The sequence below is a fragment of the Holtiella tumoricola genome, assembly GCF_027857615.1.
Lineage (GTDB): Bacteria > Bacillota > Clostridia > Lachnospirales > Cellulosilyticaceae > Holtiella > Holtiella tumoricola.
In genome coordinates, this window is sequence record NZ_JAQIFT010000068.1 from 31230 (window position 1) to 45949 (window position 14720).

General features: G+C 33.9%; 15 protein-coding genes. All 15 read right to left on the reverse strand.

The features are described from left to right. Window positions 1-86: 86 nt before the first annotated feature. Window positions 87-1277 (reverse strand): nicotinate-nucleotide adenylyltransferase, encoded by a 1191-nt coding sequence (gene nadD, locus PBV87_RS22960; protein WP_330680481.1) that lies wholly within the window; start codon window positions 1275-1277, stop codon window positions 87-89. A 62-nt stretch (window positions 1278-1339) separates the two neighbouring features. Beyond that, complete coding sequence (gene yhbY, locus PBV87_RS19405) at window positions 1340-1630, reverse strand: ribosome assembly RNA-binding protein YhbY (protein WP_082238931.1); 291 nt, start codon at window positions 1628-1630, stop codon at window positions 1340-1342. Window positions 1631-1648: 18 nt separating this feature from the next. Then, the gene (obgE, locus tag PBV87_RS19410) at window positions 1649-2926 is read right to left on the reverse strand and encodes a GTPase ObgE (RefSeq protein WP_271013431.1); all 1278 of its coding nucleotides are present in this window, start codon (window positions 2924-2926) and stop codon (window positions 1649-1651) included. Window positions 2927-3039: 113 nt separating this feature from the next. Beyond that, window positions 3040-3330, reverse strand: coding sequence for a 50S ribosomal protein L27 (rpmA, locus tag PBV87_RS19415; RefSeq protein ID WP_053985301.1), 291 nt, complete (start codon window positions 3328-3330; stop codon window positions 3040-3042). A 19-nt stretch (window positions 3331-3349) separates the two neighbouring features. Next, window positions 3350-3688 carry a ribosomal-processing cysteine protease Prp gene (locus tag PBV87_RS19420; protein WP_053985302.1) on the reverse strand — a complete coding sequence of 113 codons (339 nt, stop codon included), beginning with the start codon at window positions 3686-3688 and terminating at the stop codon, window positions 3350-3352. A gap of 5 nt (window positions 3689-3693) precedes the next feature. Then, window positions 3694-4005 (reverse strand): 50S ribosomal protein L21, encoded by a 312-nt coding sequence (rplU, locus tag PBV87_RS19425; protein ID WP_053985303.1) that lies wholly within the window; start codon window positions 4003-4005, stop codon window positions 3694-3696. Between the two features lie 122 nt (window positions 4006-4127). Beyond that, the gene (locus PBV87_RS19430) at window positions 4128-5555 is read right to left on the reverse strand and encodes a ribonuclease E/G (protein WP_271013432.1); all 1428 of its coding nucleotides are present in this window, start codon (window positions 5553-5555) and stop codon (window positions 4128-4130) included. After that, window positions 5548-6240, reverse strand: coding sequence for a TIGR03936 family radical SAM-associated protein (locus PBV87_RS19435; protein WP_053985305.1), 693 nt, complete (start codon window positions 6238-6240; stop codon window positions 5548-5550). The genes PBV87_RS19430 and PBV87_RS19435 overlap by 8 nt, the downstream gene beginning before the upstream one ends. Next, on the reverse strand, window positions 6230-8071 hold the full coding sequence (locus PBV87_RS19440; RefSeq protein WP_271013433.1) for a TIGR03960 family B12-binding radical SAM protein: 1842 nt from the start codon (window positions 8069-8071) through the stop codon (window positions 6230-6232). Before PBV87_RS19440 ends, PBV87_RS19435 begins: the two co-directional genes overlap by 11 nt. A 108-nt stretch (window positions 8072-8179) precedes the next feature. Continuing rightward, the gene (mgsA, locus tag PBV87_RS19445) at window positions 8180-8575 is read right to left on the reverse strand and encodes a methylglyoxal synthase (RefSeq protein ID WP_053985307.1); all 396 of its coding nucleotides are present in this window, start codon (window positions 8573-8575) and stop codon (window positions 8180-8182) included. A 10-nt stretch (window positions 8576-8585) separates the two neighbouring features. After that, complete coding sequence (rodA, locus tag PBV87_RS19450; protein WP_053985308.1) at window positions 8586-9710, reverse strand: rod shape-determining protein RodA; 1125 nt, start codon at window positions 9708-9710, stop codon at window positions 8586-8588. 35 nt (window positions 9711-9745) lie between these two features. Next, complete coding sequence (minE, locus tag PBV87_RS19455; RefSeq protein WP_053985309.1) at window positions 9746-10030, reverse strand: cell division topological specificity factor MinE; 285 nt, start codon at window positions 10028-10030, stop codon at window positions 9746-9748. Window positions 10031-10051: 21 nt separating this feature from the next. Beyond that, window positions 10052-10849, reverse strand: coding sequence for a septum site-determining protein MinD (gene minD, locus PBV87_RS19460; protein ID WP_053985310.1), 798 nt, complete (start codon window positions 10847-10849; stop codon window positions 10052-10054). A gap of 29 nt (window positions 10850-10878) precedes the next feature. Then, window positions 10879-11562 (reverse strand): septum site-determining protein MinC, encoded by a 684-nt coding sequence (locus PBV87_RS19465; protein WP_053985311.1) that lies wholly within the window; start codon window positions 11560-11562, stop codon window positions 10879-10881. A gap of 15 nt (window positions 11563-11577) precedes the next feature. Beyond that, window positions 11578-14712 (reverse strand): penicillin-binding transpeptidase domain-containing protein, encoded by a 3135-nt coding sequence (locus tag PBV87_RS19470; RefSeq protein ID WP_271013434.1) that lies wholly within the window; start codon window positions 14710-14712, stop codon window positions 11578-11580. Window positions 14713-14720: the final 8 nt, after the last annotated feature.

Sequence of the window (14720 nt, forward strand, 5' to 3'; positions counted from 1 at the left end):
TATCTCTAAAATAAGCTTCCTTATACTATTATAGTATGCATACTTACCTAGTGATTATCCCTGTCTAAAATATCCGAAAATTTCATCTATATATCGTAAGTCTTATATTCTTCTAACAATACATCTGTAATTGGATGCATTTCCTGTCCTCTCGACTTAACATATTCTTTCGATTTACTTAATGCAGTATACATAGCCTTATTAAGGTCATGTTTGGCTAAGCGTCTAATTTGTTCTAATGCTGGATATGGCTTTCTTCCTCTTTCAACCATATCAGCTAAATAGATAATCTTCTCAATATCTGTCATATGTGTACGTCCTACTGTATGATAACGTACACTATTAAGAATAGTAGAATCCGTTACACCCCAATCCCTTTCTAACAAGCAAGCGCCTAACTTACCATGTATTAAATGAGGATGTTCCCTTTCAAATTGATCGATTTCTACACCGTATTCCTTACATAATTTTAGGCTTTCCTCTACAGGAATCTCTTTGGCTAAATCATGAAAAAGTGCTGCAATAAAAACTTTATCCGTATCTACATTATAGCAGTTTGCAAGTTCTATAGCCATTTCTACTACACCTTTTGTATGTTCATAACGTCCCTGAGATAAACGTTCTTTTACATAATGACTCATTTTGCTCACAAGTTCCTGATTAAAAGAAACTGGATGTCTATAAAGGTTATGCTTAGAAATATAATTTTCTACAGCACTTGTCACTAAATATTTAATAGGTGAATCTTCCTTTACACGTTTTCTAATATCTGATGAGGATATGGCAAGAGCTGGCACTTCAAGAAATTTAATACTTGAATGAAACTGTGCACGTAAATTTTCAATATGATTTAAGAGCTGTTGCTTTTGATATCCAGGTCTTGTTACTGCTACAAAAGTACAAAGTTGTAAAAGTTCTTCTGAGTTTTTCCAATTCAAAATTTCATGTACAGCATCAGCACCTGTAATAAAGTATAGTTGTGTATCAGGTCCATACATCCTACTAAGCTCTTTAATTGTATCTACAGTATAAGTAGTACCTTCTCTGTCTATTTCTATTCTAGAAACGTTAAAGTGAGCATTTGCTGCTGTCGCTAACACCGTCATCAAATAACGATGCTCTGCTGATGTAATTCCCATGCTCGCTTTATGAGGTGGGTTACCTGTGGGTACAAAAAGTACTTCATCAATATCAAATTCATGTCTTACAGCTTCTGCTGTTACTAAATGTCCCATATGTATAGGATCAAAAGTTCCACCCATAATAGCAATCTTCATGTGTACATCTCCTTTAAAAATTGTCCAATTTGTAATGAAGCGCTACCGAAGTAGCGCATGCATTAAGATGGTAATGTAATTTTTGAATTTTTCTTAGCTGGTTTATAAAGTATAATTTTTTTACCAATAACTTGAACTGGAATAGAATGTGTACGTTCACTTAAAACTTGACACATTTCTTTTGGGTCTTCTAAACAGTTATTGAGTACACTAATTTTAACAATCTCTCTTGCATCAAGTGCAAGTAGAATTGCTTCTGTTACTTCAGGTGTTAATCCATTTTTACCTATTTGGAAAATAGGATCAATTGTTTGTGCTAAAGACTTTAAATAAGCACGTTGTTTACTTGTAATGTTCATAGACATTCTCCTCTATTTATAGTATTCAAATTCTAAATCATAAATACGTACAGTATCACCTTCTGCAATACCTGCATCTTCAAGTGCTTCAATAATACCACGTTCACGTAAATATTTCTGGAAGAATGCGAAACCTTTTTCTGTATCTAATGAAGTATAACCCATCATCTTCTCAACGCCTACACCTTCAACAACGAAGTAACCTTCTTCATCATTTGTAATCGTATAAGCTTCATGGTCAATTTTTTGTTCTTCTTCAAACTCTGGTTCAAAAACAATAACCTCATCTGGTACTGTTGCAAGAAGCGCTGAAATATCCTCAAGTAAAACCTGTAAATTATCATTTGCAGCAGCCGAAATTGGAATAACTTTGATTCCTTGTGGTTCAAAGGCTTTTTTAAGTGCTTCTAAGTTCTCTTTGGCACCTTCAATATCCATTTTATTAGCTGCTATAATTTGAGGTTTAGTCTCTAAAATTTCTGGGTTATATTGATCTAATTCTTTTTGAATTGCATAAATATCCTCTACAGGATTTCTACCTTCACTACCTGCTGTATCTACAACATGTACAAGCACTTTTGTACGCTCAACATGTCTTAAGAAATCATGTCCAAGTCCTACGCCCTCTGCTGCCCCTTCAATAAGTCCTGGAATATCTGCCATTACAAATTGTTTACCGTATTGGTTAGAAACAACACCTAGGTTTGGAGATAAAGTTGTAAAGTGGTAGTTAGCAATTTTAGGTTGTGCATTACTTACCATTGAAAGCAAAGTTGATTTTCCAACGTTTGGATAACCTACTAATCCTACGTCTGCAATCATCTTAAGTTCTAGAATAACCCAATATTCTTTTGCTAGACGTCCTTTTTCTGCATATTTGGGAGCTTGTCTTGTAGGTGTAGCAAAATGTTGATTACCACGACCTCCATGACCGCCTCTAAAGATTACTTGTTTGTCATCTGGCTTATGAAGGTCAGCAATTACTTTGCCTGTTTCCGCTTCACGGATAATTGTTCCCTGTGGAACTTTTATAGTTAAGTCTAATCCATCTTTACCATGGCATTTTTTCTTACTACCGTTTTCTCCATCTTCTGCCTTATAGTGTCTTTTATGTCTAAAGTTCATTAAGGTATTCATTCCTGGGTCAACTTGGAAAATGATATGTCCTCCACGACCTCCATCTCCACCATCTGGACCTCCATTTGGTACGTACTTCTCGCGTCTAAAAGAAACATGGCCATCGCCACCTTTACCAGACTTAACGAAAATCTTCACTTTATCGACGAACATATTCTCACTCCTTTCATCTTATAGTGTATGTCATTTTGTTTTTTTCTATCGCAACTTGTCTCATTAATAAAAAGAAGGTTTCAACAGATGTTGAAACCTTCCAAGTATATCGATTACGCTTCTTGTGCTACTGGATATACAGAAACTTGTTTTTTGTCTCTGCCTTTACGTTCGAATTTAACTCTACCATCTACTAATGCAAATAAAGTATCATCTCCACCACGGCCAACATTGTTACCTGGATGAATTTTTGTACCTCTTTGACGATATAAGATGTTACCAGCTTTTACGATTTGTCCATCTGCTCTTTTAGCGCCTAAGCGTTTTGATTCAGAGTCACGACCATTTTTTGTAGATCCTACCCCTTTTTTATGAGCAAAAAACTGAAGGTCTAAACGCATCATTTAATCCACCTCCTAAGTTTTAGAATGATTTATTTTTTATTTCAATGTATTCTCCGTACATTTGTTTGACAGACTCAAGGCCTATCTGCATTGCTTCTAAAAGAAGCGTTGCTTCTTGATTTGGCATTCCTTGTTTGCGCTTGTTAAAAGTACAATCAATAACACCTTTTTTAGAATTAATCTCATCAAGAGAAAATTCTTCTTCCGTTAACGCCTCTAGAGCATTAATGGTATTAATAACTAAAATACTTACAGCACTGCAAACAATATCTTCACCATGGTCAGCATAGCCAGCATGTCCAGATAATTTGAAGCGATATAAAACATCTTTGTTATAATAAAGGTCTACTCGAATCATAATAATTATGCTTCAATAGCAGTAATTTTCACTTTTGTGAAAGGTTGACGATGACCTTGTTTTTTATGGTAAGATTTTTTTGATTTGTATTTGTAGATAATAACTTTTGGTCCTTTACCTTCTTCAACAACATCAGCTTTTACAGTTGCGCCAGCTACTACTGGGCTACCAACTACCATTTTGTCATCTTTAGATACAACTAATACTTTGTCAAAGCTTACTGTTTCACCAGCTGCTACGTTTAATTTTTCAACGTAAAGTGTTGTGCCAACTTCAACTTTGTATTGTTTGCCACCTGTTTCGATAATTGCGTACATGTGTACACCTCCTTAAACCGTAAACTCGCCGAATTCGGTACTATCAAATAGTTTAAAAACCTCTTCGTGCGGCTAAAACACTTCATTAATATATCATACTCCATAACACATGTCAACTCTATTTATTGTTTATGGAACCTTATGTCAAAACTTGTTTGGTTTTGCTTTTCATCTTCATAGAGATTAAGTTTAATATCGTAAATTTCTTCTAATTTTGCTGGTATAGAACTTTTTATTAACTCCGTATAAAACGTCTTTCCACAGTATACAAATACTTGTTTCATATCTGTTGTTGCTACTATTTGTTTGATTTCATTTTCTACTTTAAAAGCAAGATAGCTTATACTAGGTACAGTAAACTGACAAGTATATTCATTTTCTTTTCCAAATAATCTTTGATAAATAGGTAAGTACTTCTTCGTTCTTGTTATTTGTAAAAGATCAAGTTCAGTTGGTGGAAAAACCTTTGACCTTGTACCATCTATACTTGCAATAAACTGACGTGCCCATTCATAGACACTCTGCCTATCTTCCTTAGATATAAAGTCGACTAAGTCAATAATAATAATTCCTGATAAATTACGTCTAACAATTTGATAAATACTTTCTTCTATCGCTAACTTATTAAGTTCTTTAATTGTTTTACCTATTTGCTTACCAAGAATAGCTTTGGCACTATTTACATCAATAATGGTCATCGCTTCCGTATAGTCTATGACAATGTTCCCACCATTTTTTAACCAAACCTTCCTTTTGAGTGTTTCCAAAAAATCTTTTTCTATACTCATTAATCTAAATAAATTTTCATAACATGGATAATTCTTATACTTGGCTTGTAAACGTGGCAAGAAAAGTTCTACTTTTTCTTGTAGTTGCTGACTTGTTTCTTCATTATTACATAAAAATATAATTTCTTCATCTTCTTTGATATGCTCTTTTACCACTTCCCAATAAAGGGGTTCTGCTTTTAAAAGAATCGTCCCTTTTTGTACATTAGCTTTCATTTCATGAAATTGCTTCACTTTTTCAGCTAAATAGGTTGCTTCATTGAAAATTTCCGTATCTGTTGCTTCTTTACCATTAGTACGTACAATAAAGCCTAATGCCTCATTTACAAAAGGCATAAGTAATGTTTTGAGCTCATCTCTTCTTTGGCTACTTTTAATTTTCTTAGAAATTTGTATACCTGGTTCATAAGGTAAGGCAACAAGGTAATAACCTGGAATATTTACAAAACTAGTTAGACGATTGCCTTTTTCACCTGTATTTTCTTTTTGAATTTGTACAGGGATACGCATACCTAGTTGTATTTTGTTCTCATAAGCGCTTGGTATATTTTTAAAATGTAGTAAACCATTCTTTTCTTTTCCAAAGTCTATAAAAGCACCTTTAAGATTTTTTACTACTTGTTGAACTTGACCTTGCAAAACATAGTTTTGCAAGGTCTCTTCAACATGATCTTGAATATAAAGATGAATAAGCTTTCCGTCTTCTAACAAGGCAATCCTTGTTAATGCACAGCCTTCATCAATAATAACTTGCTTAAGCATGAGAAGCCCCTACTTGAATAAGAGGCACTATAGCGTTTTCTTCTCCTGCATAAAGTTCTAGTCTTTCAACACTATAATCTAATGTTTCAAGTTCTTTCTCTATTAAAGCTTTTAGTAGTAAATCAACGCTTAAGTTACTTGCACTACCTGCAGCTACTTGCATATGGATTTCTACTGTACCCTCTTGTTCTACAATTTCAAAAGCTTTAACAAGTGGCTTAATATCCACTTCTGAAGTTTTCTTTTTGCCCTTTTTAAGAACAACTAAAGACTCTGCGTTTATTCTTTCTTGAATATGTGCCATATCTTCACTTGTTAATGCACCTTGTGTAAACACAACTTTATAATCTGCAGTTGTTACTAAACTCATTAAAGATGGCGTACCTTCTGTAATAGCTGTAGCTTCTAAGACACGAATACCTTCTGGTAAAATTGTATTAAGTACCTCCTTAGCTTTTGTAACATCAACATCTTCCTTAGTAATAATATCAATATATTCTCCTGTACTTCCTACACCAACTGAAAGTGGCATAGCAAAGTATACTTTAGCATGAGGATTAAAACCTTGAGAGTAAGCAATTGGAATACGTGCAACACGTATTGCCCTTTGGAACATTCTTACTGTATCTAAATGACCTACAAACTTTACATAGCCTAACTTTGTAAATTTACATCTAATTCTCATAACAAACTCCTTTATTGAAAGTATTTGCTCCACATCCAGAACATTTCACACGGCATTGAGGGGTTGTAACAGCTTCATGTGCTTTTTTACTTTCACGAATTAAGAAGTTCTTTGTTACGCCAATATCGATATGATCCCATGGTAAAACTTCATCATAGTCACGTCTTCTATTTGCATAGAATGCATAGTCTACGCCTGAAATTTCACTCGCTTTTGCCCATTTCTCTTCATCAAAGTGTTCGCTCCAACTATCAAATGTAGCACCTAATTTATATGCTTCTAAAATTAAGTTTGCAACACGTCTATCCCCTCTTGCAATAACAGCTTCTAATACGCTTGTTTTTGCATCATGGTGATTATATTTAATTTGTCTACTTTTAATTGCATGTTTTAACATCATATGCTTTTCAATAAAACTTTCACATGTATCTTGTGGTTCCCATTGGAAAGGCGTAAAGGCTTTTGGAACAAAACAAGATGTACTTACAACAAGTTGTACCCCACCTTGACGTTTAGATTTATCAATTTGGTAATATTCATGTACAATATTTTCAGCTAATGCTGCAATGCCTTCTACGTCCTCTTGCATTTCACCCGGTAAACCTAGCATAAAGTAAAGTTTAACACGGTTCCACCCACCATTGAAAGCAAGATTACATCCTCTAAGGATTTCTTCTTCTGTAATATTTTTATTAATCACATCACGCATACGTTGTGTACCTGCTTCTGGAGCAAAAGTTAAACTACTTTTACGTACTTCTTGTACTTTTTGCATTAAGTCAACAGAGAATGCATCAATACGAAGAGATGGTAATGAGATATTTACACACTCTTTTTCACATAATTCCAGAAGTTCATTAGCAAATGGCTCTAAATCTTTATAGTCACTTGTGCTTAATGAAGCTAAACTAATTTCTTCGTAGCCTGTAGAAGCTAAAAGTTTTTCTGCATAATTAATAAGTACATCTTTTGATTTTTCACGTACTGGACGATAAATCATACCTGCTTGACAGAATCTACATCCTCTTAAACATCCTCTAAACATTTCAAGTGTTACACGGTCATGTACTGCTTGAATCCAAGGAATAACTTGTGTTGTTGGATAGTAGACTTCATCCATATCTGTCATAATAACTTTACGTATCTTTGTTTTAGCTTTTGGATGTAATGGTCGCTTTTCTAAAATTGTTCCATCTTCTTTATAAATCTCTTCATAGAAACTTGGTACATACATACCTTCAATATCAAGAAGTGCTTCTAAAAATTCAGCTCTTGTACGCCCTTCTTTTTTATAGGCCTTGTATAAGTCTAGAATTTCGTCATAAGCAAATTCACCTTCACCAATATAGAAGAAATCAATAAATGGTGCTAAAGGTTCTGGGTTATAGGCACAAGGTCCTCCAGCTACAATAATCGGATCCTCTTCTGTACGGTCTTTGCTGAGAAGTGGAATACCTGATAAATCCATCATATTTAGGATATTTGTATAACTCATTTCATACTGAAGTGTAAAACCTAAGAAATCAAATTCTTTAAGTGGTGTATGTGTTTCTAATGAAAAAAGTGGTATATTCTTTTCACGCATAATTTTCTCCATATCAATCCATGGTGAAAATACGCGTTCACAATAAGTATCTTCTCTTCTATTTAAAAAGTGATAAAGGATTTGCATACCTAAATGGCTCATTGCTACCTCATAAACGTCAGGGAAAGCAAAAGCAAAACGCACATCAATGCTGCTTAAATCCTTTTCATAAGTATTCATTTCACCACCAATATAACGTGCTGGCTTATCTACCTGTTTTAAAATCTGCTCTGATAAAATGGTCATTATAGTCCTCCAAATTTATTCTTCACCCTTAATGGGAGTGTTTTTATATTAGCCTTTTCAATGTCTTGGATAAATATCCATAAAAAAAAGACTTATGAAAGTCTTTTTTTAACGGATTACTTCTCTCCAACTTAAGTCGCCTCTTTCTAAGGCTTTTACTAAAAGTTCAGCTGTTGCAAGATTTGTTGCAATAGGGATATTGTGGATATCACATAATCTTTCTAATGCGCCTACATCTGGCTCATGCTGTTTTTGTGTTACAGGATCTCTTAGGAAAATAACCATGTCTAATTGGTTATGTGCAATTTGTGCACCAAGTTGTTGCGCCCCCCCTAAGTGTCCTGCTAAATATTTATAAATATTTAAATTTGTTGCTTCCTCTACTAGTCTTCCAGTTGTACCTGTAGCATACAAAGTATGTTTTGCTAGTATGTGTCTATAGGCAATTGTAAAATTTTCCATGAGTTTCTTTTTAGCATCATGCGCTATAAGTCCTATATTCATCACTTACCTCCTAAAACATCGTATTTTCTTTTCTCATCCCAACATTTAATACAAGTCCTAATCCCATCATGTTTGCCCATAATGAACTTCCTCCATAACTAATAAACGGAAGCGGAAGGCCTGTATTAGGTAATAAACTTGTTACAACCCCCATATTTACGAAGGTTTGCATCGCTATCATACCCATATAGCCAGCTATAATAAACCGGCCAAAGTCATCAGGGGCGGAATGGGCTATCCATAACCCCCTTGCAATCATAAAAAGAATAATTCCTAGTACTATTAAAATCCCAACAAAGCCAAACTCTTCAGCAATAATGGCTACAATAAAGTCATTATGTGATTCTGGTAAATAGTTTAATTGGCTAATGGCACCTTGATAAAGTCCCTTTCCTTCTAAACCACCTGAACCAATCGCATGAACTGACTGATTGGTCTGATAGTTTTCATCTAAATTATCTCCACCATGTACTTTAGTAACAATACGATTACGTTGATAATCCGGAATAATCTTTTGATAAGGATTGGTAATAATATAGACTAGTATAATACCTGCAGTAGCAACTGCTATTGCTGCTGTAGAAATCATAACTTTCATATCCAATTTGCTTACAAATAATTGTATCACTAATATGCCCAAAATGACAAGGCTAGTCGATAAATTCGGCTGTCTATTTACAAGTATGAAAGGAATAAAATGAAACAGTCCTACAATCATAAGAGATTTGAAAGAATTAATTTTATCATTATATTTATCTAGTAATTTAGCTGTACATAGGATAACTCCAATTTTAGCAAACTCTGATGGTTGGATAGTCATCGGACCAATCTGAATCCATCTTGTTGCACCATTTACATTTTTCCCTAGAAAAAATACAGCTATCAGCAATAGATTAAAGGCGATATATATAGGAATATACCATTCACCTAAAAAATGATAATCTATAGCCATTACAAATAGCATAAGTACAATACCTGTTGCAAAAAAGAGGAGTTGCATCTTTAATACTTCTGTATCACCAGAATAAGTTGTAGCACTACTAATAGCAAGAATACCTATACCTATTAGAGCACACATACATAAAACCATCCAATAATCAATATTCTTTAGATGTTCTTTCTTTAAACTGAACATATATTAAATTTCCCTTTCCTGCTTCTAAAAAGTAATTAGCCTCTACTTACTTTTTTTAAATTTTTGATGGGAATGTTAGCTGATAAAACTGGTGCTTTGTTTCCACTTTTATCACATTCCATCGAAGAAACTTCAATATTAAAATCGTCTGTATCGATATCTACATATTTAGAAATGACTTCTATAATGTCAGAACGCATCATTTCTAGTAATTCTGTAGAACAGTTCATACGGTCATGAATTAAAACAAGTTTTAACCTATCTTTTGCTACGTTACTTGACGAATTTTTTCTACCAAACAATTGACTAAAATCTAGCATCCCTCTCACCCTCTTTAGCTATTAATTATTAAAACCAAACATTCTCTTTATTTTATCAATAAAGCCATTCCCCATTTCGAGATCTAAGAAAGGTACTTCATTTCCTTCAATACGATCTGCAATGTTTCTAAAAGCTTTCCCTGCTAGTGCACTTTTATCTGCTACTGCAGGCTCACCTTTATTTGTTGTAATAACAATATGTTCATCATCTGGTACAACACCAAGAAGATCAATCGCTAAAATTTCTACTACATCATCCATCGCCATCATATCACCACGTTTAACCATGTTCATACGTACACGATTGATAATAAGTTGTGTATTTGAGATACCGTTTGCTTCAAGTAATCCAATAATACGGTCTGCATCACGTACTGCTGATACTTCTGGAGTAGTTACAACGAGTGCACGGTCAGCACCTGCAACTGCATTCTTAAATCCTTGTTCAATCCCTGCAGGACAGTCTACAATAACATAGTCAAAGTCTTCTTTTAAACTATCACAAAGCTTTTTCATTTGCTCAGGACTTACTGCATCTTTATCACGTGTTTGTGCTGCTGGTAATAAGAAAAGCCCTTCAAAACGCTTGTCCTTAATTAAAGCTTGTTTAATACGGCATCTACCTTCAACAACATCAACTAAATCATATACAATACGATTTTCTAGTCCCATAACAACATCTAAGTTTCTAAGACCGATATCTGCATCTAATAATACGACTTTTTTACCTAATAAATTTAATGCAGTACCAATATTTGCTGAAGTTGTTGTTTTTCCTACACCACCTTTGCCTGATGTAACGACAATTACTTGACTCATACTTATCCCCCTTATATCTTTTGTTCTAATTATTCTATCATATGATTGAGTGTTTTAAAATCTATTTCTTCAACATAGATTTGATCATTATTCACATATGCAATTTGTGGCATGTGTATTTTATTACGACTTACCACTTCATCTTCTGGCGGTTGTGCAATAACATTACGGATACCAATTTGCATAGGATGCATATTGGTGGCTAAAATAAATGGATTTTTAAACTGTTCATCAAGTCCTGCATGAACTTTGCCATTTAATGTACCCATTACAATAATATTGCCATCTGCTGTAATGACTCCACCAGGATTAATATCTCCTATAACAACAACACTCCCCCTAAAATCGATGTGTTGTCCTGAACGAACAATTCCATAGTGATATTTGGTAAGTGAAACATTGGGTTTTTTCATTTCTTCTAATATTGCTTTCACTTGATCATCAGATTTCGCACTTGCATTTTGCTCAAAGTCATGAATAAATGCAACATTAAGGATATTTTGATGTGCTAAGAGGCACATCAATTCATCTTGCTGCTCTTTAGAAAGCTTACGCCCTTTAAAACGCATATTAACTTTTGCACCACTAAAAAACTTCTTCGAGCTTTCTAATTTTTCAACAAAATTATTAATGACTGCCTCAAAAGGTGCAATTTCATCTAAAACAACTGTTATTCCATCTACAGAACCTTTAAATACAACAAGATTATCCATATTCAGCCTCCCCCACTATTCAACAAACATATTATCCAGTGTTGTTTTAGGTGCTTCTTTTCCTAAATTAAAGTACTCGGATAAAATGTCTTTAGTAATTTCTTGACCATAAGTACCTTGGCCGTAAGCATTATATACCGTTGTAACAACTGCAATTTCAGGATTTTCATATGGTGCAAAGCCCACAAACCAACTGTGCTCATCATTATTTTCTTGCGCTGTACCTGTTTTACCAGCTACAGGAACCTCAAAAGTTTTAAAAACATTTCTTGCGGAACCTAATGTACCATGTGTTACTTGATACATTCCTTCATAAACGCTTTTTAATGTAGATTCTTTAATATTAAGTTCATTATAGATACTTGGTTCAGTTGCTACATAGCCTTGATTCGTTTTAGTATGATTAATACCATCAATAATACGTAAATTATAAACATACTCTCCATTAGCAAGTGCAGCAATATATCTTCCCATTTGAATAGGTGTAAATGCATTATCTCCTTGTCCAATAGCTGTACGTACTGTCGTACCATCTGTCCACTCTAATCTTAAACCGGATAGTATTTCATTTGCAATATTATTGATTAAACTTGTCTTGAATTTTTTGAGCATATCTTGTTTATAAAATTCTTGACTTTCATCAAGGGTTTCTAACCGCTTCTTAAGCTCTGTAACAACTTCTGAATCTGGTGCTTGCTTGATTTGTCTATTGTATAAAGTATTATAAGCATGTTCATAAGCATCCAATATTTCATAAATATCAATTTCGTTGATTACAGTACTAATCTGTTCATCTAAATGCTCACCTATCATATTATTAAGTGCAATACTTAATTGGGATTTTGCCTTATTACGTAATGAGCGTTCTTTAGTATCATGCATTGTACCTTCAAGAATTTGTTCTAAATAAATTTTTGAATCTGATTGTAATGCAAGTTGCATCTGTTTATAAGCACCTTCAATTACTTTTGATAAGTCATCATCAAAAGCTTCTTGGAATACTGGCTCAAGATTACGCTTTAGTTCATACTGTGCTAAATAACTAATCTGCTCATCAACTGATTCTCCTGCAGAACTTTCAATAGGGTAGATTCCCTTTTCCATAACCTCTACAATTTCTTCAATATACTTTTTAAGTTTATCTTCATCTAACTTACGAATAGCTGAAAATTGCTCTGCAATTTGATTTTTAACCAAATTATATGGCGTAGAAATATTAGGTGGTGATTCTGCTAATTCAATACCTGTTTTTTGATCTAAACCAAGCATTTCAACATATTTAGTCAGCATATCAATGCCTCCATATGGTGCGCCACCTTTTAAACCTAATCGATATGCAAGTTCATAGAAATAGTAGTTACATGATACTTCGATTGCTTTTGATAAGTTTACGTTACCATGTCCATGTCCATTGTTTGTATAAATCCAACAACGTGGTGCAGGATTACCTGCCTTTTCAAATATCCCAGAGTCATAAATCAATGTATCTGGAGTAATAACACCTTCTTCTAATCCAGCAATAGCACTAATCATCTTAAAGGTTGACCCAGGTGCTTTTGCAGTCATTAATGCTCTATTCCATAACATGCTACGATTATCAAATAACGTATTATAGTATCTATTAAAGTTTGTAGTCATCTCATTACTATTATAAGATGGATAACCTACTAACGCTAATACTTCTCCTGTTGCTACATCAATGACAACTGTTGATGCACTTGATGGTGTCACAGACATTTGATTTGGCTTAAGTGTCCCTTTTTCAAACTGATCAATTAACGTATACTCTGTTGTTCCATTTCTATTGGTCTTAAATGCCTGTACAACATCTTGGGATAAATCTATTGCACCTTGTTCATCAAAAACAAGTAACATATCCTTTTCAGTAAATTCTCCTGTATTTTCTTCTAATAATTGAGTAAGAAGCTGTAAAGGTGTTAGGGTTTCTTTTACAACAGCATCTAAGTTGTTATATTTACCCATAAGTTTTTGATAAATTTCATATTGAATAGTACCTTCTTCTGCTTTCTCCAGTTTTCTCATATCAAGTTGGCTACTGTTTAGCATAGAGATGATAACTTCCTTGCTTGTTAAAGAAAAAGCTTTTGGATTGGTTCCTTTTAATTTTTCTACAATTGCTTCACTTAAGTTCTTTTCAGTACTTTCATAAGCTACACGTTGTAAATCTAGGTCAATAGTAAGAAAAACATCATTTCCTGGAATAGCTTCTTCTTTTTCAATGGTATGGACACGTCTTCCTACGTTATCTACTTCTACACGTTCTAGACCTTTTTGTCCACGTAGTTCGCTTTCCATTGTTTTTTCTACGCCCTCATGACCTACAATATCATCTTTGTCATAACCTTGTTCTTTCATTTCCTCATATTGAGCTTCAGTAATTGTACGTGTATATCCAATTAAGTTTCCTAAAATCTCAGGCTCATTATAATAACGAACTGCCTCTACATCTACAATCACACCAGGAAAATCATCATGATGTTCTTCTAAGTAAGCTATCGTTTCATTTGACACGCCTTTTGCTACTTTAACTGTTTTGTACTTACTATACGCAACTTTATAAATCTCCGTACGTAGTGCAATAACCTTTCTAGCTTCTTCATCTGTCATAGTTTCATCGATATCGTATTTACCTCGTAAATACTCAATGACTTCACCAGCTGACATTTGTAATAGCTGTTGTCTATGTTCTTCGTTATTATAAGGAATGGAATACATGAATTGGTTAATCCCTGTTTTACCTTCTGTATACTCAAAAGGTGCATCTTTTGTAATAGGAATTTCATCAAGGTAAGTGTCTCCATTCTTCTCAAGCAAATTTACAACATCTAAAAGAATGCGATTGAGCTCTGACTTTTTCATCTGTACCTGTTGATCAATACTGATCACATTATTAGGTTTATTTACCGCTAGTGGTCTGCCATAGCGGTCATAGATTAACCCTCTTGGTGCCTCAACCTGTATACTACGCTCTACACTCGCTCGTAAGTTATTGGCGTATTTATCATGTTCAATAATTTGAAGCTGATAAAACTTTCCTGTTATAACAATGAATAATACACATATCCCTGCAAACAATAAAAAAAGTCTATCTGAAAAAATGTGGAGGATACTGTTTACTTTCTTCTTCATGTCACCCT

Excerpts from the sequence above, each read along its gene's own strand:
- mgsA (WP_053985307.1), bottom strand. The coding sequence starts at position 8,575 with ATGAATATAGGACTTATAGCGCATGATGCTAAAAAGAAACTCATGGAA.
- PBV87_RS19435 (WP_053985305.1), bottom strand. The coding sequence starts at position 6,240 with ATGAGAATTAGATGTAAATTTACAAAGTTAGGCTATGTAAAGTTTGTA.
- PBV87_RS19470 (WP_271013434.1), bottom strand. The coding sequence starts at position 14,712 with ATGAAGAAGAAAGTAAACAGTATCCTCCACATTTTTTCAGATAGACTT.
- PBV87_RS19420 (WP_053985302.1), bottom strand. The coding sequence starts at position 3,688 with ATGATTCGAGTAGACCTTTATTATAACAAAGATGTTTTATATCGCTTC.
- PBV87_RS19440 (WP_271013433.1), bottom strand. The coding sequence starts at position 8,071 with ATGACCATTTTATCAGAGCAGATTTTAAAACAGGTAGATAAGCCAGCA.
- minD (WP_053985310.1), bottom strand. The coding sequence starts at position 10,849 with ATGAGTCAAGTAATTGTCGTTACATCAGGCAAAGGTGGTGTAGGAAAA.
- minE (WP_053985309.1), bottom strand. The coding sequence starts at position 10,030 with ATGCTAGATTTTAGTCAATTGTTTGGTAGAAAAAATTCGTCAAGTAAC.
- obgE (WP_271013431.1), bottom strand. The coding sequence starts at position 2,926 with ATGTTCGTCGATAAAGTGAAGATTTTCGTTAAGTCTGGTAAAGGTGGC.
- rpmA (WP_053985301.1), bottom strand. The coding sequence starts at position 3,330 with ATGATGCGTTTAGACCTTCAGTTTTTTGCTCATAAAAAAGGGGTAGGA.
- rodA (WP_053985308.1), bottom strand. The coding sequence starts at position 9,710 with ATGTTCAGTTTAAAGAAAGAACATCTAAAGAATATTGATTATTGGATG.
- nadD (WP_330680481.1), bottom strand. The coding sequence starts at position 1,277 with ATGAAGATTGCTATTATGGGTGGAACTTTTGATCCTATACATATGGGA.
- rplU (WP_053985303.1), bottom strand. The coding sequence starts at position 4,005 with ATGTACGCAATTATCGAAACAGGTGGCAAACAATACAAAGTTGAAGTT.
- PBV87_RS19430 (WP_271013432.1), bottom strand. The coding sequence starts at position 5,555 with ATGCTTAAGCAAGTTATTATTGATGAAGGCTGTGCATTAACAAGGATT.
- PBV87_RS19465 (WP_053985311.1), bottom strand. The coding sequence starts at position 11,562 with ATGGATAATCTTGTTGTATTTAAAGGTTCTGTAGATGGAATAACAGTT.